Annotated in this window: 18 protein-coding genes; 9 read left to right on the top strand and 9 right to left on the bottom strand. The window is 71.6% G+C overall.

The genetic code is table 11. The annotated features are described in order from the left end of the window. Window positions 1–104 precede the first annotated feature (104 nt). The 4 genes from AOK01_RS04655 (at window position 105) to AOK01_RS04670 (ending at window position 5,482) form a co-directional block, all read left to right on the top strand. Window positions 105–1,094 carry a S66 peptidase family protein gene (locus tag AOK01_RS04655; protein WP_055508682.1) on the top strand — a complete coding sequence of 330 codons (990 nt, stop codon included), beginning with the start codon at window positions 105–107 and terminating at the stop codon, window positions 1,092–1,094. A 113-nt stretch (window positions 1,095–1,207) separates the two neighbouring features. Beyond that, window positions 1,208–3,427 carry an MMPL family transporter gene (locus AOK01_RS04660; protein ID WP_055508684.1) on the top strand — a complete coding sequence of 740 codons (2,220 nt, stop codon included), beginning with the start codon at window positions 1,208–1,210 and terminating at the stop codon, window positions 3,425–3,427. Window positions 3,428–3,539: 112 nt separating this feature from the next. After that, window positions 3,540–4,805, top strand: coding sequence for a sensor histidine kinase (locus tag AOK01_RS04665; RefSeq protein WP_055508686.1), 1,266 nt, complete (start codon window positions 3,540–3,542; stop codon window positions 4,803–4,805). Continuing rightward, window positions 4,802–5,482 (top strand): response regulator transcription factor, encoded by a 681-nt coding sequence (locus AOK01_RS04670; RefSeq protein WP_055508687.1) that lies wholly within the window; start codon window positions 4,802–4,804, stop codon window positions 5,480–5,482. The genes AOK01_RS04665 and AOK01_RS04670 overlap by 4 nt, the downstream gene beginning before the upstream one ends. On the opposite strand, the gene AOK01_RS04675 is transcribed toward AOK01_RS04670, so the two are convergent. The 4 genes from AOK01_RS04675 to AOK01_RS43340 are packed head-to-tail and all read right to left on the bottom strand — an operon-like array spanning window position 5,479 to window position 8,733. Next, window positions 5,479–6,432, bottom strand: coding sequence for an NAD-dependent epimerase/dehydratase family protein (locus AOK01_RS04675; RefSeq protein ID WP_342671022.1), 954 nt, complete (start codon window positions 6,430–6,432; stop codon window positions 5,479–5,481). The two genes, AOK01_RS04670 and AOK01_RS04675, sit on opposite strands and share 4 nt — an antisense overlap. Further along, window positions 6,429–7,034 carry a dTDP-4-dehydrorhamnose 3,5-epimerase family protein gene (locus tag AOK01_RS04680; RefSeq protein ID WP_055508691.1) on the bottom strand — a complete coding sequence of 202 codons (606 nt, stop codon included), beginning with the start codon at window positions 7,032–7,034 and terminating at the stop codon, window positions 6,429–6,431. The genes AOK01_RS04675 and AOK01_RS04680 overlap by 4 nt, the downstream gene beginning before the upstream one ends. After that, window positions 7,034–8,563 (bottom strand): FAD-dependent monooxygenase, encoded by a 1,530-nt coding sequence (locus AOK01_RS04685; RefSeq protein ID WP_055508693.1) that lies wholly within the window; start codon window positions 8,561–8,563, stop codon window positions 7,034–7,036. Before AOK01_RS04685 ends, AOK01_RS04680 begins: the two co-directional genes overlap by 1 nt. Beyond that, window positions 8,560–8,733, bottom strand: coding sequence for a hypothetical protein (locus AOK01_RS43340; protein WP_157871181.1), 174 nt, complete (start codon window positions 8,731–8,733; stop codon window positions 8,560–8,562). The genes AOK01_RS04685 and AOK01_RS43340 overlap by 4 nt, the downstream gene beginning before the upstream one ends. 215 nt (window positions 8,734–8,948) lie before the next feature. Here AOK01_RS43340 and AOK01_RS04690 point away from each other — a divergent pair, with 215 nt between their 5' ends. The 5 genes from AOK01_RS04690 to AOK01_RS04710 all read left to right on the top strand — a co-directional run bounded on the left by AOK01_RS04690 (window position 8,949) and on the right by AOK01_RS04710 (window position 14,158). Beyond that, window positions 8,949–10,577: an FAD-dependent monooxygenase gene (locus AOK01_RS04690; protein ID WP_055508695.1), complete on the top strand. Its 1,629-nt coding sequence runs from the start codon at window positions 8,949–8,951 to the stop codon at window positions 10,575–10,577. A 9-nt stretch (window positions 10,578–10,586) separates the two neighbouring features. Then, window positions 10,587–11,342, top strand: coding sequence for an SDR family NAD(P)-dependent oxidoreductase (locus tag AOK01_RS04695; protein WP_055508696.1), 756 nt, complete (start codon window positions 10,587–10,589; stop codon window positions 11,340–11,342). Window positions 11,343–11,406: 64 nt separating this feature from the next. Further along, complete coding sequence (locus AOK01_RS04700) at window positions 11,407–12,345, top strand: SRPBCC family protein (protein ID WP_055508699.1); 939 nt, start codon at window positions 11,407–11,409, stop codon at window positions 12,343–12,345. After that, window positions 12,338–13,837: a class I adenylate-forming enzyme family protein gene (locus AOK01_RS04705; RefSeq protein ID WP_055508701.1), complete on the top strand. Its 1,500-nt coding sequence runs from the start codon at window positions 12,338–12,340 to the stop codon at window positions 13,835–13,837. Before AOK01_RS04700 ends, AOK01_RS04705 begins: the two co-directional genes overlap by 8 nt. 36 nt (window positions 13,838–13,873) lie before the next feature. After that, entirely contained in the window at window positions 13,874–14,158 is a 285-nt protein-coding gene (locus tag AOK01_RS04710; protein ID WP_055508703.1) for an antibiotic biosynthesis monooxygenase family protein, read from the top strand. 44 nt (window positions 14,159–14,202) lie between these two features. On the opposite strand, the gene AOK01_RS04715 is transcribed toward AOK01_RS04710, so the two are convergent. From AOK01_RS04715 to AOK01_RS04735, 5 genes are all read right to left on the bottom strand, one after another. Beyond that, window positions 14,203–14,655, bottom strand: coding sequence for a nuclear transport factor 2 family protein (locus AOK01_RS04715; protein WP_055508704.1), 453 nt, complete (start codon window positions 14,653–14,655; stop codon window positions 14,203–14,205). 90 nt (window positions 14,656–14,745) lie between these two features. Continuing rightward, window positions 14,746–15,840 (bottom strand): methyltransferase, encoded by a 1,095-nt coding sequence (locus AOK01_RS04720; RefSeq protein ID WP_079103156.1) that lies wholly within the window; start codon window positions 15,838–15,840, stop codon window positions 14,746–14,748. 5 nt (window positions 15,841–15,845) lie between these two features. Then, window positions 15,846–16,631, bottom strand: a complete 786-nt coding sequence (locus AOK01_RS04725) for a cyclase family protein (RefSeq protein WP_055508707.1) — start codon at window positions 16,629–16,631, stop codon at window positions 15,846–15,848. Window positions 16,632–16,637: 6 nt separating this feature from the next. After that, a complete protein-coding gene (locus AOK01_RS04730; RefSeq protein WP_055508709.1) occupies window positions 16,638–17,861 on the bottom strand; it encodes an FAD-dependent monooxygenase in 1,224 nt (407 codons plus the stop codon). A gap of 12 nt (window positions 17,862–17,873) precedes the next feature. Continuing rightward, complete coding sequence (locus AOK01_RS04735) at window positions 17,874–18,638, bottom strand: SDR family oxidoreductase (RefSeq protein WP_055508712.1); 765 nt, start codon at window positions 18,636–18,638, stop codon at window positions 17,874–17,876. Window positions 18,639–18,910: the final 272 nt, after the last annotated feature.

The raw sequence follows: 18,910 nt of genomic DNA on the forward strand, positions 1-18,910 counted from the left end.
GGGGACGAAGGGATCGTCGGTGTCGGGAACGCGGGATCGTCGGCGCGGAATACCAGCCGTACCCGCGTGGTTGTCCGCCGTTGTCGATCAACAAGGAGACCCCCATGCCTACGATCCGTCGTCCCCGTGCGCTGCGTTCCGGCGATCTCGTGGTCGTCACCGCGCCCTCGGACAAGCTGGAGCCCGGTGAGGAGCCGCTGCTCGCTCGCGGTGTGGCGATACTGGAGCGGATGGGTTTCCGTGTGCGGGTCAGCCCGATGGTCGACCCGGCGCGGAGCCGCTGGTGGGCGTCGGGCACTCCCGCGGAGCAGGCTGCCGAGCTCAATACCCTGCTCCGGGACCCGGAGGTGCGGGCCATCGTCGCGCACACCGGTGGTCAGGCGACCATGGGGTATCTCGATCTGATCGATCTTGAGGCGATCCGGGCCGACCCGAAGCCGATCCTCGGCTACAGCGACATCTCGCTGCTGCACATGGCGCTGTACGCCAGGACCGGCCTCGTCGGCTTCCACGCCGACATCGTCACCCACGGTTTCGGCAGCGACTGGTACACGTTGGGCGACGAGGCCCGTCGGTCCGAACTCGTCGACCTGTACACCCGTGTGCTCACCAAGGCCGAGGCGCCGGGCGCGCTGCCGGCAAGGGGTGTGTGGGAGACCTGGCAGCCGGGCCGCGCGCAGGGACCACTGGTCGGCGGGCTGCTGAACCGCCTGGTCCAGTTGCAGGGGACGCCCTTCGCGCTGCCCGCCGAACGGTTCGACGGCGCCGTCCTGTTCTGGGAAGAGCTGCAGCGGCCGGTCACGCGGATCTGGAACGACCTGCACGCCTTGCGGCTGTCCGGTGTGCTGGACCGGATCGCGGGCATGGTGGTCGGCCTCCCGACCGAAGTCACGCCCTACGAGGACGGCGCGGACCCGGTCGGTCTGCGCGACGTGGTGCTCGACGTCCTGGCGCAGCGTGACATCCCCGTCCTCGCCCAGGTCGACTTCGGCCACACCTCGCCGAACCTGCCGATGCCCCTGGGCGTCCGCGCGGACGTGGACGCGGACAACCGGACCCTGTCCCTGATCGAGCCGGCGGTCGCGGAACGCTGAGGTCACTACTACGTATTCAGTAGCCGCAACTGCCAGCAGGCGTACGACGACAGGCGGCCCGCGGCCGGAGAGGCTGGGTGGACAACCAGCACCCATCGGGGAGACCTCCTGCCGTGGCCATATTTCTGCACCGAGTAGGCCGTCTGGCCTTTCGGCACCGTTGGTACGTCGTTCTGGTCTGGGCGGCCGTCCTGGCTTTCGCCGGACTCAGCGCTCTCAAGGCTCCGGAGGCGTCCGACAAGGGGTTCTCCATGCCGGGCATCGAGTCCCAGAAGGCATTCGACCTGATGGAACAACGTTTCCCCGGAACCACCGCCGATGGTGCGACCGCCCGGATCGTGTTCGTCGCGCCGAGCGGAGAGCGGATCACCGACCCCGGCAACAAGCAGGCCGTCGAGAAGACCGTGGCCTCCCTGGCCGGCGGCACACAGGTCGTGAGGGCATCCGACCCGTTCCGGTCGAAGACCCTGAGCAGGGACGGCCGGACGGCGTACACGACCGTCACCTACGAGGTCCGGGCCAAGGAACTCACCGAGGTCAGCACGAGCGGGCTGGAGGAGGCTGTCCACAAGGCTCAGGATGCCGGGCTGACCGTCGAGGCCGGCGGAAGCGCCCTGGACGCCGGCAGCCGGCCGGCCGGTGGGGCCGAACTGATCGGTGTCGCCCTGGCCGCCGTTGTCCTGCTGGTCACCTTCGGTTCCCTCGCCGCGGCCGGGCTGCCGCTGCTGACCGCCCTGATCGGCGTCGGGGTCAGCATGGCCGGCATTCTGGCACTGGCCCACGCGCTGGACCTGTCCGCGACGACGAGCATCCTGGCGATGATGCTGGGTCTCGCGGTCGGCATCGACTACGCCCTGTTCGTGGTCTCCCGCTACCGCGAGGAGCACGCCAGGGGCCGTACGCCGCAGGAGGCGGCCGGGCTCGCGGCCGGCACCGCCGGTTCAGCGGTCGTCTTCGCGGGACTCACCGTCGTCATCGCCCTCGCCGGACTCTCGGTGGTCGGCATCCCGATGCTCACCAAGATGGGCCTGGCCGCGGCCGGCGCGGTCGTCGTGGCCGTACTGATCGCGCTGACGCTCGTCCCCGCCCTCCTCGGCTTCTGGCCGCACGCCGTGCTCCCGCGGCGAGCCCGCAAGGGTGGGCGGATCGAGGAACGGGAGGCCCGGGACAACTGGGGCACCCGCTGGGCGCGGTTCGTGCTGCGGCGTCCGCTGCCTGTGCTGCTGCTGGGTGTGGCGGGGCTGGGCGCTCTCGCGCTGCCGGCCATGGACCTGCGGCTCGGCAACCCCGGGGACGAGGCCAAACCGACCTCCACCACCGAACGCCGCGCCTACGACGCGCTCGCCGAGGGCTTCGGTCCCGGCTTCAACGGTCCGCTGACCGTCGTCGTGGACGCCCGGGGCGCCACCGGCGCGAAGCGCGCCGTCGAGTCCGTCGCACAGCGGATCGGCGGCACCGAGGGAATCGTCTCCGTCTCCTCGGCCCGCTTCAACAAGGCAGGGGACACGGCTGTCTTCAGTGCCGTGCCGTCCACGGCACCGACCGACGAGAAGACCAAGAACCTGGTCACGTCCATCCGGAACGACCGGCCCGCGATCGAGTCCAGGACCGGAGTGACGTTCGCTGTCACCGGCACCACCGCCGTCGACATCGACATCGCCGAGAAGGTGCAGTCCGCCCTGGTCCCCTACCTGATCGTGGTCGTGGGCCTCGCGGTCCTCCTGCTGCTGCTGGTCTTCCGGTCCCTGCTCGTCCCGTTGAAGGCGGCCCTCGGATACCTGCTGTCGGTGCTGGCCTCTCTGGGCGTGGTCGTCCTCGTCTTCCAGCAGGGCCACGGCGCCGATCTCCTGGGAGCGGAGCACACCGGCCCGGTCATGAGCCTGATGCCGATCTTCCTGGTGGGCATCGTCTTCGGCCTGGCCATGGACTACGAGGTCTTCCTCGTCTCGCGGATGCGCGAGGCGTACGTCCACGGCGAATCGCCCCACCAGGCGGTCACCAGCGGATTCCGGCACAGCGCCCGGGTGGTCGTGGCCGCCGCGCTGATCATGATCGCGGTCTTCGCCGGATTCATCAGCGAGAGCGACTCCATGATCAAGATGATCGGGTTCGGGCTGGCCACCGCCATCCTGTTCGACGCCTTCGTCGTACGCATGGCGATCGTGCCCGCCGTCCTCGCCCTTCTCGGCCACAAGGCCTGGTGGCTGCCCGCCTGGCTGGACAAGCTGCTGCCCCGCGTCGACGTCGAGGGCGAGGCCCTCGACCAGCGGTCCGCCGCGGCAGACCCGCGATCGGCCGGGACGACGACCGGCCGGGAAGTGTCCCGCACCTGAGACAACCGCTTCTTTTCTGCCGGGGCCGCCGTGTTGGATGACACCGGCGGCCCCGGCAGCCGTCCGTGGGGGCGGACAGCGACGGGTTCCAGAGCACCGACCGGAGAACCGTATGAGTACCAGCACTGAGCGTTACACCGACCGTTTCGAGCGGTACGCCGACCGCCATCCTCGCGCCGTCGACGCGGTCCTGGTCGTGGTGCTGATGGCCTGCACGATCGTGGGCAGTGGTCTCACCAGGCCCGGCGCCACCCCACCCCAGCGGGACACCACCGTCCTGGTCGTGATGGGAGTTTCGTGTCTCGCCCTGTTCGGACACCGAAGCCGTCCGCGGACCGTCACCGTCGTGAACGCGGTGTGCATCGTGGTCGTCACCGCGCTGGAGTACGTGCTGACCCCGCTGCTGCTGGCCCCCGTCATGGTGTCGATGTACTGGCTGACCACGCACACCGGCCTCAGGACCGCACGCCTCTACAGCGTCACCACGGCAGCGGCTCTGATGGCCACCTCAGCGATCTTCGACCCCACCTACGCCTCTTCCCCCGTACCCCGGTCCATCGGCTACTGCTTCTGGCTGCTGCTGCCGCTCGCCGCCGGCAGCATGACCCGGCTGCGGCGCGCCTACGTGGCGTCGGTACAGGCCCGCGCCGAACACGCCGAGCGGACCCGGGACGAGGAGGCACGGCTGCGTGCCACCGAGGAGCGCATGCGCATCGCCCGCGAGCTGCACGACGTCGTGGCTCATCATCTGGCCCTGGCCAACGCCCAGGCCGGCACGGCCGCCCACTTCGCGCTCACCAATCCGCAGCAGACGAAAAAGATCCTCACCAGCCTGACCGACACCACCTCGTCCGCGCTGCGCGAGCTGAAGGCCACCCTGGGACTGCTGCGCCACGACAACGCCCCGGCCTCCGCGTCGCTGGAACCCTCTCCCGGCCTCGCCCGCCTGCCCAAGTTGGTTTCGACGTACGCGTCCGCAGGGCTCACCGTCACGGTCACCACGTCGGGTGAGCCCCGTCCGCTCACCTCCGGGGTGGACCTGACCGCGTTCCGGATCGTGCAGGAGGCACTCACCAACGCCGGCAAGCACGCCGCCGCGGACTCGGCACACGTGCATCTCGCCTACAAGGAGTCCCGCCTGCTGATCACGGTCACCAACGACAGGCCGGCCGGCACCACCGAGGTCGCCGCAGCCGCGCCTGGCCGGAGCTTCGGCATCATGGGCATGCGCGAACGAGCCCACACCGTCGGCGGCGAATTCCGCGCGGGACCCCGTCCAGGAGGCGGCTTCGAGGTCGCGACCAGCCTGCCGCTGCCGGCCGCCGCACTCGAAGCGTCCTGGGACGCCGCAGACGACGCGACAGGAGAAGAAGCATGACCATCAGCGTGTTGCTCGCCGACGACCAGACCTTGCTCCGGGCCACCTTCCGGATGCTGGTCGACTCCTGCGAGGACATGACCGTGGTCGGTGAGGCCTCCGACGGCGCGGAGGCGGTGGACCTGACCCGCGCCCACCACCCCGACATCGTCCTCATGGACATCCGTATGCCGGGCGTGGACGGCCTCGCCGCCACCACCGCCATCTGCGCCGACCCGGAACTGTCCGCCACCCGCGTCCTCATCCTGACCACCTTCGAGACCGAGGACTACGTCGCCCAGGCGCTGCGCGCGGGTGCCAGCGGGTTCCTCGGCAAGGACGTCACCACCGACACCCTGCTGGACGGCCTGCGAACCGTGGCCTCCGGCGAGGCCCTCCTGTCCCCCACCGCCACCCGCACCCTCATCGCGAACTTCCTCATGACACCCGACCCCGGCACGCAGCCCCTGTCCGCCCAGCACCTGTCGGAACTCACCGCCCGCGAACGCGAAACGATGGCCATGGCCGCCGAGGGCAGGTCCAACACCGAGATCGCCGAGACACTCACGCTCAGCCCGCTGACCGTACGCACCCACATCTACCGCGCGATGGCGAAACTGGGCGCCCGCGACCGCGCCCAACTGGTCGTCATCGCCTACCAGTCGGGCCTGGTGCAGGTGACTCCGCTCACCCCTTAGGGGGCTCCGCCGGGTCGGAGGGACTCGGTGCGTACGGTCTCCCACATCGCCTGCATGGACGCCTCCAGCGAGTACCGCGGGCTCCAGCCGAGCAGCCGCCGCGCGCGCGTGCTGTCCACCTGGATCCAGTCGGCGCCGCGGCTGGAGACCGCGCCCGCGTGTTCGCGTACCCGCTCCCGAGGACCGCCGGCCGCGCGGACGAGGGCGGCGACCAGGGTCCGGATGTCGAGCGCCCGACCGGTTCCGATGTTGAACACGCCCTGGGCGGAGGGGGTCTCGGCCGCGCGCACCACCGCCTCGGCGGCGTCCCTGGAGTCGACGTAGTCGCGGTGCGCCTCGGCGACGGTCAGGTCGATGGGTCCCCGGTCGTCGCTGAGCCGCGCGGCGAGGGAGCCGAAGAAGCTCTCGGCGGCGGGGTGCGGGCCGATGGTGTTGGTCAGGCGCAGGACCACACCGTCCACTTCCCCGGCGCGTGCGGCGTCCAGCACCAGACCCGCGGCGACCAGCTTCGAGGCGGGGTAGGGCTGTTGGGGGCGGGGTGGCACCTCCTCGTCGATGGAGGTGCCCCAGAGGACCGGGCCGTACTCGTGGATGGTCCCCAGGTGCACCAGGCGCGGCGAGCCCGGAGTCCTCCTCAGCGCGTCCACGAGTCGCTCTGCCAGCTGGACGTTGGTCGCCCGCAGTTCCTCGCCCCAGCCGAGCGTGGCGTTGACCACGGCGTCCACCCGCTCCGCGGCCAGCAGCGCCGCGAGCTCCGCGCCGGACGCGTGCGCGGCGTCCAGCGCGAGGAAACGGTGAGCGGCCACATGGCTCGCGTACCGACGGGCGATCGCGACGACTTCGGTGCCGCGGGCGGCGAAGGCAGCGGTGATCTGACGTCCCATGCACCCGGTGGCACCGATCACGGCGACCCGCCGCACCGGCCGGGGACCGGTTCCGGCGCCGTTCACCGGGCAGGATCCGAGGACGCGGACCACTGCCGGCAGTCCTCGTACCGCGGCAGCATCCCGCGCGCCTGTGCCTCGGCGAGACCGGTCGCCACCGTGTCCCGCTCGGACAGGAGGAACCGCATGTCGTACGGCCACGGCAGGCCGAGCGCCGGGTCGAGCGGGTCGATCGCCTGCTCGAACTCGGCCCGGTAGGCGGTCGACACCAGGTACGACATCACCGTGTCGTCGTCGAGCGCGAGGAAGGCGTGCCCCACCCCGTCGGGGATGTACACGGCCCGGTACGAGACGGCGTCCATCTCGACCATGTCCCACTTGCCGAAGGTCGGCGAGCCGAGCCGGAGGTCGACGACCGCGTCCAGCGCCCGCCCCTGGGCGCAGTACACGTACTTGGCCTGGCCGGGCGGTGCGGTCGTGAAGTGCAGCCCTCGCAGCACTCCGCGGGCGGACCTGCTGTGGTTGGTCTGCGCCGTCACGAACCGTTCGCCGACCGCCGCGACGAACGCCTCCTCCTGCAGAGGCGAGACGAACAGTCCGCGTGCGTCGGTGTGGATCTCGGGGGTGAACTCGAAACCGCCTACGACGGCGAGCCTGCGTGTACGCATCACGAGCCCCCGTTCGTCAGGTCGTGGTGGGTTCGGAGTACGGCCTCGGAACCGGGGGCGCCGAACCAGTGCCGCAGGGCGTCCGCCAGTTCCAGCAGCACGTCCTCGCGCGGTACGCCGTCGCCGGGATCCACCCAGGCCACATGGCCGTCGGGGCGCAGCAGCAGTCCCGGCCCGTCCCCGGCCGCGACCGTGCCCAGCCGGTGCGACCGGCCGGCGACGAGACCGGCCGCCTCCTTCACCAGGCCGTCCGGCACCAGCAGCACCCCGCGCCCGATGCCCAGCATCGTCCGTGCCTCGTCCCTGACGTCCGGTGTCAGCGGCGGACAGGGCCGGCCCAGCAGGTGGTGTCCGTACCGGCCGGGGGGCAGGGCGTACCGGACATCGAGGCCCGTCATCTCGTGTGCCAGGCGGCTGTTGACCTCGGGCAGCTCCAGCAGTTCGGAGAACATGCCGCGCAGCGGGTCGACCCTCGGGTCGGGAGCCATGAGCATGAGCTGTGCCTGGGTCTGCCGCAGCACGCGCTCGGCCACCGGGCGGCGCTCGGTGCCGTAACTGTCGAGCAGGCCCGGCGGTGCCCATCCGACGAGGGTCCCGGCCAGCTTCCAACCGAGGTTGACGGCGTCCTGGAGGCCGAGGTTGAGGCCCTGTGCCCCGATCGGGAAGTGCACGTGCGCGGCGTCGCCGGCGAGGAGCACCCGGCCCTGGCGGTAGGTGTCCGCGAGCCGGGTGGCGTCGGTGAACCGGGACAGCCAGCGCGGCCGGTCCATGTCGACGTCGATGCCGGTGACGCGGCGTACCGTCGCGCGCAGTTCGTCCAGGGTCACGGGGGTGTGTTCGGTACCGGGCTCGGGCGGGGTGAACTCCGTGGTGAGCACCCGGGTCACACCGGACTGCAGCGAGATCGCCATCAGCAGGCCGTGAGGGGTGCGCATGGTGCCGGGCACTCCGTTGGGCAGCTGCCCGGGGTCGGCCAGCTCCACGTCGGCCAGGAGCGCCCGCACGGCGGGTTCCGAGCCGCTGAAGCCGATGCCGGCGAGCTTCCTGACGGTGCTGCGCCCTCCGTCGCAGCCGACCAGATAGGAGGAGCCGAGCCGATACGTCCCCTCGTCCGAGGAGACCTCGCAGTCGACGGCGGACGGGGTGGCCTCAAGACCGGTCACCGTGTGCCCGCGGCGGATCTCCACACCGCACGCCATGGCGTGCTTCTCCAGGAGTTCCTCCGTGCGAGCCTGCGGGATCAGCAGCGCGTACGGGTTCTCGTTGCGCAGGTACCCGAAGTCGAGCAGGGGTTCCAGGCCGGCGAAGTGGGCCTTGGGCCAGGTGCGGTTGCCCTCCGTGAACCGGCCGAGCAGGCCTCGCTGGTCCAGGACGTCCAGCATCCGGGCCTGCATGCGGAAGGCCCTGGAGTGGCCGCTCGGCTCCGTCAGCCGCTCCAGGAGAACCACACGGGCGCCCCCGAGCCGCAGTTCGGCGGCGAGCATCAGACCTACCGGACCGCCTCCCACCACGACGACGTCGGTATTCATCGAGCCTCCCAGTCACTGTGCGGCCAGTCCCTGAACGGGGCGAACAAGGACGGGTCCGGTGCCATTAGGCCGCTGACCAGGCAGAGGCCCGCCAGTCGCGCGCACAGATCCCGTCCGAGACGGCGGCCCTGCGCGCGGACGAAGTCGAAGTCGTACCTGACGGTGCGCATGGCTCTCACCCTTCCGGGGGCTCCTCAAGTCCGGCTGGAGGGCCCGTCGATCAGTCCGGCAGGGCGTCGACCACGAGTCGAGGAGGGCTCCAGGACGGTGCACGAGCCTGGGTCCCGGACCGGAGCCGCGTGTCCGGGCCGGAGTTCCGGCAAGGCCCGGTCCTTCCCACCGGCCGGGGGCCGTAGGGGCATGACCGCCGGCAGCGGAGGATCGGATGTCAGTGACGAGAGCAACCCGCACCCCCCAGGTACTTGTCGCGGGGGCCGGCCCGGTGGGGCTCGCCCTGGCGTTCGAACTCGCCCGTCGTGGCGTCCCGTTGCGTCTCATCGACGCCAAGGACGGGCCCGCGACCACCAGTCGGGCCATCGCCACGCATCCGCGCACGCTGGAGGTGTACGACCAGATGGGTCTGGTCGGGGAGATGCTTGAGCGGGGCCGGGAGATCCGGGCCTTCACGCTGTTCCAGGACGGCCGTCGGCTCGCCCGGCTGGACGCCGACTACTCGACGATGCCGACCCGCTTCCCGTTCACCCTGGCCATCGAGCAGACGGCGACGGAGGACGTCTTCCGCACCGCGCTCGCCGGCCTGGGCGTCGTCCCGGAGTGGGGCACCCGCCTGGAGCGGATCGCGCGCGACGACGACGGGGTGACCGTCGAGCTGAGCCACACCGACGGCCGCAACGAGACGGTCCGCACCCCGTGGCTGGTCGGCTGCGACGGCGGTCACAGCGTCGTACGCCGCTCCCTCGAACTTCCGCTGATCGGCGAGGAGAACCAGACCTGGCTGCTGGCCGACGCCCCCATGAAGAGCGAGCTGCCGCCCAACAGCATCTACTGGGTGCGCTCCCGGGGCGGCACGCTGATGGCGGTCCCCCTCGCCGACGACCGGTGGCGGCTGCTCGACACCGCCGAGACCGATTACGACGGCGACCCCGACCGTCTGGCGGCACGTTTCGAGCGCAAGCTCAGCCAGGGGATCGGGCATGAGGTGCGGGTGGGCACCCCGACCTGGGTGTCGGTCTTCACGGCCCAGCAGCGCATGGTCCCCCGTATGCGGGTCGGCCGGTGCGTGGTCGCCGGCGACGCCGCCCATGTGCACAGCCCGGCCTCCGGGCAGGGCATGAACACCGGCATCCAGGAAGCCGTCAACCTCGCCTGGAAGCTGGCGATGGTGATCGACGGACATGCCCGCGAGAAGCTGCTCGACACCTACACCAGCGAGCGCGTGCCGGTGGGCGAGGCGCTCCTTGAGTCGACCAGGAAGGCCACGCAGATGATCGAGCTGCGCAGCCGGTTCACGGACCTGGTCCTGCCCGTGGTCTTCGGAGTGGTGAGCCGGGTCGCCCCCATCCGCAAACGGATGCAGCGGGAGATGCTCGGCGGGATGTCGGGCCTGCTGCTCTCGTACGCGGATCGCGCGCTGACCGCGCCGGACAGAGCCGGCGGCGCCGGTCCTCGCCCGGGCACGCGGCTCACCGAGGTCACCGACGCCGATCTGACGGGCACCGGCTGGCCCGCCCTCCTCGCCGCGCTGCGCCGGCCGGGCTGGCTGCTTCTGTCGGCTGCGGCGCCCGACGATCCGGCCGTCGAGGAGGCGGGCCGCCGGGCGCGGGCCGAGCACGGGGCCTGGCTGTCGGTGCTCGGCGTCACCCGGGCGACGTCGGCCACGGACCCGGAGGTGATCCCGGACGGCGACGGGCGGGTCGCGGACCGGCTGGGGCTCGCGCCCGGCGGCTGGCTTCTGGTCCGCCCCGACGGCTATCTCCTCGCCCGCGGACCCGCCCTGTCGACCGCCGCGCTGTCCGCCGCACTTAAGCGGCTGCCGCTGGCCCTTCCCGCCTGAGGAGCGGCGATGGATCTCGGACTGACGGACCGGGTCGCGCTCGTCACCGGCGGAACCCGGGGCATCGGCGAGGCCACCGTGCGCGCGTTCGCCGCCGAGGGCGCCCGGGTCGCGCTGACGTACACCGGCTCCAAGGACAGGGCAGCGGCCCTGGTACACGAACTCGGCGGCCCCGAACGGGCGTTGTCCGTCCGCTATGACCTGTCCGACCCCGGCCACGTGGCGGCGCTCGTGCCCACCGTGGAACGGCACTTCGGCGCGGTCGACGTGCTCGTCGCCAACGCCGTGCGCCGGCCCGCGGAACGTCCCGCACCAGGCTTCGAGAACCTCGACCCGGCAGTCTGGAGCGCCCTGCTCGACGACAACCTCACCGCGACGCTGCGCACCGTGCAGAGCGCGCTGCCCGGCATGCGCGGGCGCGGCCACGGCCGGATCGTGCTGATCTCCTCGCACCTGGCGGCCAGGGGACAGGCGGGGCAGGAGGTCTACACGGCGGCCAAGTCGGCGCTGCACGGCTTCGCCCTCAGCCTGGCCCGCGACGCCGGACCCGACGGTGTCCTGGTCAACGTGGTCAGCCCGGGGCTCACCACCACCGAGGGCGCCCTGTGCCACCTCCCCGCGGCCGTCCTGGAGAAGGCGGCCGCCGCGATGCCCACCGGCCGCCTGGGCACCCCGGCGGAGGTCGCCAGGCTCGTCGTCTTCTACGGCTCGGCGGCCAACGAGAACATCACCGGCGAGCTGGTCTCCCTGGTCGGACGCGGGTGACCCCACCCGCGTCCAAGGCTTCGTCGCGGGCCGCCCGCCCGCACTCACCGTGGAAGGAACACCCGTGGTCAACTCCCAAGCCCCCGTGGGCGAATCGTGTGTCGTCGACGCCCCGGCCGAGGTCGTCCTCGGCCTGATCGCCGACCCCGATCCGCTCCACTACCTCTCCCCCACGATCGTGTACGCCGAGCGGGACACCACCGGCCCGGCCTTCCCGGCCCGGGACTTCGTGACGGTGTGGACCGTCACCGAGGACGAGCAGGTGTGGTCCCGTACGCAGCACCGCACCCTCGACGCCGACGGCCTGCGGGTCGCCTTCGAGGACACGGCCGAGTCCACGCTGGCCGGGGTGCGCGGTGAGTGGGTGCTGCGCGCGGTCTCGGCCGACAAGACCGAGATCGAGCTGACGCAGGACACGAGCGCGCTCACCTCCCCCGAAGCCGTCGCCCGGGCCGAGGGTGCGCGCTCGGATCTGCTGTCCACGGTGGCGTACGCGGCCGGGAACAGGCAGGAGCTGTCCGACCTGGTCGTCGACTTCCGCGACCCGCTGTTCGCCGCGGGGTCCCCGGAGGACGCCTACAAGATCCTCTACGAGGCCGACCGGTGGCCCGAGCGGCTCGCGCACGTCTCCCGGATCGATATGACGGAGGACGTGCCGGGCATCCAGTTCTTCGACATGGACACCACGACGTCCGACGGTGCCCCGCACACCACGCGCTCGGTGCGGATCTGCTTCCCGCACTCGAAGATCGTCTACAAGCAGATCGGCCTGCCCGCGCTGCTGGACGCGCACACCGGGCACTGGCTGTTCACCCCCACCCGGGAAGGGATCGTCGTCGAGTCACGGCACGTCGCCGTCATCAAGCCCTCGGCGCTTCCGGTCCTCGGGGAGGGCACCACCGTCGAGGACGCCCGCCGCTATCTGCGCCGGGTGCTGAGCACCAACTCCATGACCAATCTGCGCCTCGCCAAGGAGTTCGCCGAGGAGCAGTCCCGTGCGTGAGCCCGTCACACGTCTGGACGACCTGACCCGACGGGCCGCCGCGGCCGACCCGGACGGTGTGTGCGTCCGGACGGACCGCGGCGACGCCCTGACCTTCGCCGAGCTGGAGCGCCGTGTGAGCGGCTGCGCGGCCCGCATCCGGAGCCTGGTGGGCGGACCCGGTGCGGTCGTCGCCGTCACCTCCGTCCTGCACCCCGACTTCGCCGTGGCGTACTTCGGGACGCTGCGCGCCGGCAACGTCGTCGTTCCGGTCAATCCCATGCTGCGCGCGAAGGGTCTGGCCGAGCTCGTCGCCGCGAGCGGGGCCCGGCTGGTGCTCACCACGCCGGAGATCGCGGAGCAGCTGCCCGGCGGCGTGCCGACGCTCGACCTCGGCGACCGTGCGCTGTGGGACTCCGGGCCGCCGGCGGACGTCTTGGCAGACCTGCCGGCGGTCGGTCCGGACGACATCGCCTCCGTGCACTTCACCAGCGGCACGACGGGCGAGCCGAAGGGCGTGCGGCAGACTCACCGCAACCTGGCCGTCAACGCGGCGCAGACGGTGTACGCGCACGGCCTGGACGCGGGCTCGGTGACGCTCAACCACCTGCCCACCTACCATCCGATGCACCTCAACTCGGCGTTGTTCGCGGGCGCCGAGCAGGTCCTGGCCACCGACCCGGACCTGGCGGCCTCGCTACGGACGGCGAACGAGGCCCGGGCCACGCGGTACTACAGCCTGCCGATGCGGCTCAGCCGTCTCGCGGTGCGTGCGGACCTCCCGGACCTGCGGCTGGAGACCGTGGAAGCCGTCTTCTCCGGCGGTTCGGCGCTGCCCGTCCCGGCGGCGCGTGCGCTCAGTGAGCACTTCGGGATTCCGGTGCTTCAGGGGTACGGGCTCGCGGAGACCGCGCCGATGACGCACTGCGGCAGCCGTACCCGCCCCAAGGAGGGTTCCTGCGGGCCGCCGGTGCCCGGCACCGAGTGCCGGATCGTGGACCTCACCACCGGCAGGGCGCTCGGGCCCGGCGGGCGGGGCGAGATCCAGGTGCGGGGCCCGCAGCTGATGCGGGGCTACCTGGGCGAGCCCGACGGCGCCGCCCTGGACGCCGAGGGCTGGTTCGCCACCGGTGACGTCGGTCAGGTCGACGAGGACGGCTACCTGTTCGTCGTCGACCGGCTCAAGGACGTCTTCAAGTGCGACAACTGGCTGGTGTCGCCGCAGGAGATCGAGCGGGTGCTGCTCGGCCATCCGGACGTCGTGGACTGTGTGGTCGTCGACCACCCGGACGAGTTCAGCGGCGCCGTGGCCGCCGCCCTCGTGGTCCCCCGCGACGGCACGGGGCCGGAGGCACTCGGCGCGATCGCCTCGGATGTCAACTCCGGCCTGCCGTACTACCAGCACGTCCGACACATCCGGGCGGTCGACGAGATCGCCCGGTCCGGCGGCGGCAAGGTCCGCCGCCAGGATCTGCGCCGGCTCTTCGAGATCCTGCTCACGGCCGGCGACTGATCCCCGCCCGTAACCGACCCAACGGAGGAGAACGACATGGTGACCCTGATCAACAAGTTCACGGTGACCGGCGAGGTCGACGCGTTCCGCCGCGCCATCGCCGAGGTCAGCGCCTACATGCAGGCACAACCGGGCTTCATCAGCCATGAGGTGTACCGCTCGGTCAGCAAGCCGAACATCTTCGTGGAGACCGCCCACTGGGACGAGGCCGACTCGCACAAGAAGGCCGTACAGAGCGAGGAGTTCCGCAAGCGGGTACGCGGTCTCGCGGGCCTCGCCACCCCCGACGCGGACCTCTACAGCGCGGTCGAGGACCACTGACGTCAGCACTGGGAGGGGCCNNCCTCCCAGTGCTGACGTACTTCTCAGCCGGGCGCGCTCACCCCGTCCTTGGTGACTCGCCGACGGCTGACCTTGAGCTCGCCCTCCTCACGGACGAGGACGTCCTCGCAGACGCAGCTCATCCGCAACTGCGGTTCGCCTCCCGCCACCGTGCCGATGATGAGCGCGTAACACCGCACGTGCACCGCTCCGTCGGCCGCGGGTTCGACCGCGACCATGCCGTGCCAGTGCCGGCGCACCTCGCCCGCGGCCACCAGTGCCTCGTGGGCGACGCGCGCCGCCCGGGCGAGTGCGGCCCGCCCGACGACGGGTTCGGGCCGGTGTTCGGGGGCGAACTCGCCCTCCTCGGTGAAGGTCAGGGCCCATTCGTCGGCCCTGCCGCTGTCGAGGAGCTGCATGTGGCGGGCGTAGAACTGCTGCACTTCGGCGTAGAGCGCGTCCTGTGCGGGCGCCGCGTCGAGGGTCGTGTCGGTCATGCGGTCCTGCCTTCCTGGTCGGGGTGCCGACGGCTGCGTCGAGCGGGTGTCCACGGTGCGTTTCGAGCAGGTGCCTCCGGCGAGGCGAGGTCAGTTGGGCCTGCACTCCAGAACCGCCCAGTCACCGACGGCCGGCGTGCAGTCCAGCTCGAATCCGCCGGCGGTGAGCAGTGCCCGCCACTCGTCGAGGTTGCGCTCGCGGCCGCCCATCACCACCAGCATGTCCACGTCCAGGAACTTGGCCGTGTCCCAGACGTTGCCGGGCGCCACGACCTGTTCGAGGACGAGCAGCCGCGCCTCGGAGTCGCCGATGGCCTCGCGTACCCGGCGCAGGATCGCCACGGCCTTGTCGTCGGGCCAGTCGTGCAGCACCGTCTTGAGGACGTACGCGTCGCAGCCTGCCGGGACCGAATCGGTGAAGAAGTCGCCGCCGACGACCTCGACGCGGTCGGCCACCTCACGTTCGGTGAGCAACTCCCCCGCGGTGCCGGTGACCTGGGGCCGGTCGAACAGCACACCCCGCATGTCCGGGTTGCGGCGGAGGATCTCGGCGAGGAAGTAGCCGCGGCCGCCGCCGACATCGGCGAGGACCGGGAACCGGGAGAAGTCCACCCGGTCCAGGTAGAGCCCGCCCAGTCGGCGGCTGATGGTGGTCATGGCGTCGTCGAAGACCGCACCGGCCTCCGGGTGGCCCTGGAGGTACTCCCAGAAGGACATCCCGTTCGCCGCGTCGAAGCCGGGGCGGCCGGTCCGTGCCGAGTGGAGGATCGACCCGAACGCGCCCCAGAAGAAGCCGGATCCGTCGAGCAGGACGGCGTCGCGCACCCCGTCGGGCAGGTCGGTGCGCAGCCCCTCGGCGAGGGGGGTGAGCGCGAACCGCCGTCCGTCGAGCTCCCGGAACACGCCGAGAAGCGCGGCACAGCGCAGCATCCGGTAGAGCGCGGTCTCGTCGGCGCCCACCGCGTCGGCGAGTTCACCGGCCGTGCGAGGCCCCTTGGCCAGCTGGTCGGCGACGTTCATCTCGGCCAGCGCGTACACGACCGCGGAGAAGCGCTGGCCGTTGGCGAGGAGCATGAGTCGCTGCCGCAGCGAGATGCCGGACGGGTCGACGAAGGAGTACGCCGCCGGGGACCCGTCGGTGCTCTCCCGGTGTTCGTCGGCGGTGGCCTGTGTGTCGTGGGTCATGTCCCTCAGCCCTCGTTGTCGTCGATGAAAGCGACCGCGCGGGTCCAGCCGGCCCCGGCCCCGGCGATCTTCACCGGGAAGCACGAGAGGGTGAAGCCGTGGCGCGGCAGCCGGTCCAGGTTGGCGAGGCGCTCGATCTGGCAGAACTCCCGGTCGCGCCCGGCGAAGTGGGCGGGCCACAGCACCGACCGGTCCTCGGTCCGCCGGTAGCGGCGCAGGATGTCGCCGAAGGGGGCGTCCAGGCTGAACGCGTCGGTTCCGATGACCTTCACCCCGAGGTCGAGCAGCAGATGCACCGCGGGTCCGTCGAGGCCGACGAAGTGGGTGAAGTACTTCTCCGTGCCGGCCCACCGGTCGGCTCCGGTGTGCAGGAGCACGATGTCCAGCGGCGCCGGCTCGACGCCCGTACGGTCCAGTTCGGCTCGTATCCGGTCCGCGCCGACCACGCCGGGTTCCGCGTCCGTGAGGTCGAGGAGAACGGCGGGGCGGTGGAACCATTCGAGGGGGAGCTCGTCGACGGTGCGCGGTGGTCCCTCACGGTAGGAGGCGCGGGTGCCGTAGTGGGCGGGCGCGTCGATGTGCGTACCGGTGTGGGTGGTGAGCCGCAGCGTGTCGATGGACAGCAGTTCGCCGTCGTCGAGGACGCTCGGGTCGAAGTCGATGCCGAAGTGCTCCCGCATCTCATCGGCCATGTGCCGGGCGCCCTCCGCGGGCGTGATCACCTCGTGGGTCACCGGTTCGGGTTCCCAGCCCCGGGCGTCGACGGGGGACGACAGGTCGACCAGTCTCATCGGCGGTCACTCTTTCTGCTGGGCGGTGAAGAGATTGCTGGCGACGCGGATGCCCGGAGCTCCGAAAGCGATCCGCCGGGTGAACTTGGCGCCGATCGGTGTGTGCATGACGACACGGGCGAGCTTGGGGCGCAGGAAGGTGGCCAGGCTGTCGGCGGAGAGCATCATCCGGCTCTGGACGGCCTGGAACTTCATCACCGCGTTGATGTGCGGCCGGCGGATCTCCTCGAACTCACGCAGTCGTGCGGCGCTCGTGTCGCCGTCCGTGACGGCGGCGAGCAGGATCGGGTGGAGCAGGGCCGCGTCCTGCACGGCGAGGTTGATGCCCTGGGCGCCGAGCGGACCGTGGGTGTGCGCGGCGTCGCCGATGAGGACGAGTCCGTCGTCGGTCCAGCGCTGGGCGGACGCGCCGAACACGTCGAGCAACGAGACGTCGGCGAAGCTGCGCAGGGCCTGCTCCACCCGGTCCGCGAACTGTGGGGTCGCGGTCGAGATGCGTCGGCGCACCTCCCCGATGCCCAGCGGGGCGAGCCGTTTCCACTCCCCCTTGGGCAGGGTCCAGCCCATCTGGAGGGCGCCCGGGTGCGAGTCGTACGCGAGCACGGGGTTGCCGCCCGCGCGGTTCACCATGACCTCGCCGAGGCGCTCCTCGCCGGGCAGCCGGAACCAGACCACGTCCTGGTCGAAGACGTCCTGGCGGACGTGGTCGATGCCCGCGAGCCGGCGGACCTGCGAGTGGCGTCCGTCGGCCGCGACCACGCAGGCGGCCCGCACGGTGTGCGTCAGGTCCTGGGCGCCGGCCCGGACGCCGCGGCACCTCCCGCCCTCGCGGACCAGGCCGTTCACCCGTGCCACGAGGTAGCGGAAACCCGGGAAGTCCTGGCATCTGTCGAGGAGTTCGGCGAGGAGGTGATCCTGCGGCAGGCTGAGCAGATAGTTGTACGGCGGCGGCAGCTTCCGGTAGTCGAACGACATCAGCACCCGGCCGTGCTCGACGAGCCGGAACCGTTCCAGAACGTGCGCGCCGCGGTCCGTCGCGCTCTGCAGGACGCCGAGCTCGTCGAGCACGGCGAGGCCGCCGGGCTGCAGGATCTCGCCGCGGTACTCACGGTTGAGGGAGGAGCTGCGTTCCACGACGGTGACGCGTACTCCCGACCGCAGCAGCAGGAGGGCGAGGGTCATGCCCGCCGGTCCGCCGCCGACCACACAGACGTCCGTTGACTCTTCCATCTCTGTCTCCTGTCAGGCCAGCAGGCCGAGGCCGCCGTCGGCCGAGACCACCTGACCGGTGATCCACTGGGCTTCGGGCAGGCAGAGCAGCGCCACGGCGTCCGCGACGTCCCCGGGGGTGGCGAGCCGCCCCGCGGGAGTGCGCGCACCGATGGCTCGGGCCACCTCCGGGCGTGTGGTCCCCGCCCCCTTGTCGATCTTGGATGCGGAGACCGCGTTGACCGTCACTCCCCGGCCCGCCAGTTCCACGGCCACGAACCGGACCAGGCTCTCCAGAGCGGCTTTGGCCACCCCCAGGCTGACCAGGTGGGGGGCCACGCCGCGGGCGACACTCGCCGACACGACGATGATCCGGCCGCCCTCGGGCATCAGGTCCGCGGCCGGTCCCGCCGACGCCGCGAGCGGCACGAGCGCGCTCGCCGTGTCGGCGTACACGTCGGTCAGGCGCATGCCGAGCGTCGGCATGGGGTGCGCCGAGGCGACCGAGTGGACGAGGACGTCGAGGCGGCCGTGGCGCTCACGCACCTCGCGCATCAGCTCGGGCAGGGTCGAGGCGCGGCGTGCGTCGCCGCGCACGGTGGTGAGGCTTCCCGGGGCGTCCGACAGGTCGGCGAGGAGTGCCTCGGCGTCCGGCACCGAATGGGCGTAGGTGGCGATGACGTCGCAGCCGGACGCGGCGAGTTTCTCGGTGACGGCGCGACCGACGCCGCGGGTGCCTCCGACGACGAGGGCGCTCTTGCCCTTCAGGCCCGGCAGTGGCTGCACTTCGCTGCTCATGTGCGGTTTCGGCACGGTGCTCTTCCCCTCGGTGTCCGGGCCACCGCGGGCCGCTCGCCATGCGGGGCCCGGCGGTTGAGTCGAGTCCCGTCACCGTGCCGCAGGACGGTCGATCGCTGCTGGAGCGGGGCCGGAGCGTACGGAGAGGTGGTCCTCGTGCGCGGGGCCGGACCGCCGGCCGCGCGGTCCGTGGCCGGTGCGGGCTGTGGGCGGACGGGCTGTGGGCGGTTTCGACCAGGGGTCCAGTTGCGGTCCAGGGCGGTTGCCGATGC

It is taken from the genome of Streptomyces aurantiacus (assembly GCF_001418335.1).
Classification (GTDB): domain Bacteria; phylum Actinomycetota; class Actinomycetes; order Streptomycetales; family Streptomycetaceae; genus Streptomyces; species Streptomyces aurantiacus.

Excerpts from the sequence above, each read along its gene's own strand:
- AOK01_RS04730 (WP_055508709.1), bottom strand. The coding sequence starts at position 17,861 with ATGGAAGAGTCAACGGACGTCTGTGTGGTCGGCGGCGGACCGGCGGGC.
- AOK01_RS04715 (WP_055508704.1), bottom strand. The coding sequence starts at position 14,655 with ATGACCGACACGACCCTCGACGCGGCGCCCGCACAGGACGCGCTCTAC.
- AOK01_RS04695 (WP_055508696.1), top strand. The coding sequence starts at position 10,587 with ATGGATCTCGGACTGACGGACCGGGTCGCGCTCGTCACCGGCGGAACC.
- AOK01_RS04690 (WP_055508695.1), top strand. The coding sequence starts at position 8,949 with ATGTCAGTGACGAGAGCAACCCGCACCCCCCAGGTACTTGTCGCGGGG.
- AOK01_RS43340 (WP_157871181.1), bottom strand. The coding sequence starts at position 8,733 with ATGCGCACCGTCAGGTACGACTTCGACTTCGTCCGCGCGCAGGGCCGC.
- AOK01_RS04710 (WP_055508703.1), top strand. The coding sequence starts at position 13,874 with ATGGTGACCCTGATCAACAAGTTCACGGTGACCGGCGAGGTCGACGCG.
- AOK01_RS04720 (WP_079103156.1), bottom strand. The coding sequence starts at position 15,840 with ATGACCCACGACACACAGGCCACCGCCGACGAACACCGGGAGAGCACC.
- AOK01_RS04655 (WP_055508682.1), top strand. The coding sequence starts at position 105 with ATGCCTACGATCCGTCGTCCCCGTGCGCTGCGTTCCGGCGATCTCGTG.
- AOK01_RS04665 (WP_055508686.1), top strand. The coding sequence starts at position 3,540 with ATGAGTACCAGCACTGAGCGTTACACCGACCGTTTCGAGCGGTACGCC.
- AOK01_RS04670 (WP_055508687.1), top strand. The coding sequence starts at position 4,802 with ATGACCATCAGCGTGTTGCTCGCCGACGACCAGACCTTGCTCCGGGCC.
- AOK01_RS04735 (WP_055508712.1), bottom strand. The coding sequence starts at position 18,638 with ATGAGCAGCGAAGTGCAGCCACTGCCGGGCCTGAAGGGCAAGAGCGCC.
- AOK01_RS04725 (WP_055508707.1), bottom strand. The coding sequence starts at position 16,631 with ATGAGACTGGTCGACCTGTCGTCCCCCGTCGACGCCCGGGGCTGGGAA.
- AOK01_RS04680 (WP_055508691.1), bottom strand. The coding sequence starts at position 7,034 with ATGCGTACACGCAGGCTCGCCGTCGTAGGCGGTTTCGAGTTCACCCCC.
- AOK01_RS04685 (WP_055508693.1), bottom strand. The coding sequence starts at position 8,563 with ATGAATACCGACGTCGTCGTGGTGGGAGGCGGTCCGGTAGGTCTGATG.